The organism is Frankia sp. AiPs1 (genome assembly GCF_023716945.1).
In the GTDB taxonomy this organism is placed as follows: Bacteria; Actinomycetota; Actinomycetes; order Frankiales; family Frankiaceae; genus Frankia.
In genome coordinates this window covers 1-2,497 of record NZ_JAMQQF010000724.1, presented here as the reverse complement: position 1 = coordinate 2,497, position 2,497 = coordinate 1, and the positions used below count along the sequence as shown (strand labels likewise).

Here is a 2,497-nt window from a genome sequence, read left to right as displayed (position 1 = left end):
GCGGTAGCCGGCCGGTTGCGCGCGCTGACCGCGCTCGCCCCGCTGCACCAGCCGGCGGCACTCGACGCGCTCGACGCCGTGCGGGCGGCGCTGCCCGGGGTCGACCAGATCGCCTGCTTCGACACGGCGTTCCACAGCCGGCTGCCCGCGGCGGCGGTGACCTACGCCCTGCCGGCCCGGTGGCGGGAGCGGTACGGCATCCGTCGCTATGGCTTTCACGGGCTCTCCCACGCCCACGCCTCCCGCCGCGCGGCCCGGCTCACCGGCGCCCGGCGCATCGTGACCTGCCATCTCGGCTCGGGCGCCTCGCTCGCCGCCGTGCTCGACGGGGTCGGCGTCGACACGACGATGGGCTTCACCCCGCTGGAGGGCCTGGTGATGGGCACCCGTTCGGGCAGCGTCGACCCGGGTGCCCTGCTGTGGCTGCAGACCGAGGCCGGGGTGAGCGCCGCGGAGCTCACCGACGGTCTGTTCCGCTCGGCCGGGCTGCTGGGCCTCGCCGGCACCGCGGACCTGCGCGCAGTCGAGGCCGGCGCCGCCGGTGGTGACCCGGCCTGCGTGCTCGCCCTGGACGTCTACCTGCACCGCCTGCGGGCGCAGATCGCGGCGATGACCGCGGCACTCGGCGGGCTGGACGCCCTGGTGTTCACCGGCGGGGTCGGGGAGGGCTCGGCGACGGTCCGGGCCGGCGCCGCGGCTGGCCTCGGGTATCTGGGGGTGGCGGTCGACCCGGCGCGCAACACCGGACCCGCCGACGGCACGGTCGACCGCGAGATCGGCGTGCCGGGGGCGGTGGTGCGCACGCTGGTCGTCACCGCCCGGGAGGATCTGGAGATCGCTCGCGGGGTCCGGAGCGTCCTTGCCGGTGGCGCTGGGTGAGCGGTACCGGGTAAGCCGGTAATGTCCTGATTCGTGACGGGGACTGTCGGCGCGGCCGGAGCCGGTGCGTTCGTCCGGCTGCGGCGGTGGAGCCGGCGCGACGAGGCCGAGCACGCCCCCGTCCTCGACCTCACCGACGTCGACGAGGTCACGATGACCCTGCTCGCCCCGCCGGCGCCCTTCCTGGGACTGCGGCGGCGGGTGGTCGACCAGTTCACGATCCTCAGCGCCAACCGGTGCCGGCTGGCCCGATCGGTCAACTGGGGTCCGCTGGACGACGTGCTCAACCAGGTCGTGCCGCTGACGGGGGCGGGCCGGGTGAACACCGTCGGCAGGCTGCCGCCCGAGGTACTGGTGCTGTTGCCGGTCTCGACGCTGTCCAAGCGGGCCCTGGTGGCCTTCGACCTGACCGGCCCCGGGGGTTCGGATGCGCATCTGATGCCCTACGGCACGTCGGTGGCCCTCCAGGGCAACCTGATCGCCAGGCTCGCCGATCCGCTCGGGGTGCCGCTGGAGGAGCCGGCCCGCCGCATGGTCGACGCCATCTCCCGCTTCCGCCCCGGCCGGCTGTCCGGCAACTATCCACGGCTGGCACCGGGGCGGGGGCGCCCGCTGCGCCTCGACGCGATCCGCACCTACCTGGAACGCGAGGCTGAGCTCGCCGTGCCGGCGTCCCGGCTGCGCCGGTGGCAGGACCAGGTCGTCGACGCCGAACGGGTGCTGGCCGCCACCCTCGCCGAGCCGTTCGATCCGCTCAGCAGCGCCGAGACGCTGCTGCTCGCCGTCGGGGAGCTCTGGCGGGACCCGGATGTCCCCGACGGGCGTGACCTGGCCGCCGTCGAGCGGTACCTGACCGGGTTCACCGTCTGGATCGATGCGCTGGTCGGCGTCGGGGCGGCGGCTGAACCGGTGCTGACGACCGTGGCCGAGTACGGGCGGCGCTGGGAGGCGCTCGCCGCCGTCACCCTGGACCCCTACCGGCCGTTTCTGATCAAGACGAGCGAGGAGCTGCGCACCGTGCTCGTCCGCGGCCGGCCGGTGCTCGGCCGGTCCGGGCCGCCGTGGCGCCAGCTCCTGCACCCCGCGGCGCTGGTCGACGTCGACTCGGGGGGCACGGGCAGCTACCACGTCAGCATCGGCACCGACGACACGAGCATCGAGCTCGACACCCCGATGATGATCGACCTGTTCGGCGATCCGGTGCCGCGCACCTACATCGAAGACGTCCAGCGTAATCGGGAGGTGTACGCCTTCTACACCACCGACGCCCGCCGCCCGCCACGGTCCCGGCTGGTCGTGGGGCTCAGCGTCTCCGCGGACGTCTCCCGCATCACCGGCGCGATCGGCGTGCTGATGCTGCTCACCGTGGGCCTGTCCGCCGTCCCCCTCGAGCTGACCCCGGATGCCGTCGCCGTGATCACGCTGCCCTCCTCGTTCGCGGCGACGGTGCTGCTCACCCGGGAGCGCAGCAGCCTGGCCGCCTGGGTCCTCGGTCCGGCGAAGACGACCCTGCTTGCCCTGCTCGTGGCGCTGGCGGTCCTCGCCGGGCTGCGGGCCGCCGGCTGGCACGCCCCGCCCGATCCGGCGCCGCCCGCACCCGCCGCCGCCGTGACGGATC

Annotated in this window: 2 protein-coding genes; both read left to right on the top strand. The window is 74.8% G+C overall.

What is annotated here, in order from left to right; translation table 11 throughout:
- Positions 1-879: acetate/propionate family kinase (locus ND748_RS29965; RefSeq protein ID WP_251749567.1), on the top strand; the 879-nt coding region annotated here is incomplete at its 5' end.
- A gap of 153 nt (positions 880-1,032) precedes the next feature.
- On the top strand, positions 1,033-2,497 hold a 1,465-nt coding region (locus ND748_RS29960), incomplete at its 3' end, for a hypothetical protein (RefSeq protein ID WP_285902909.1).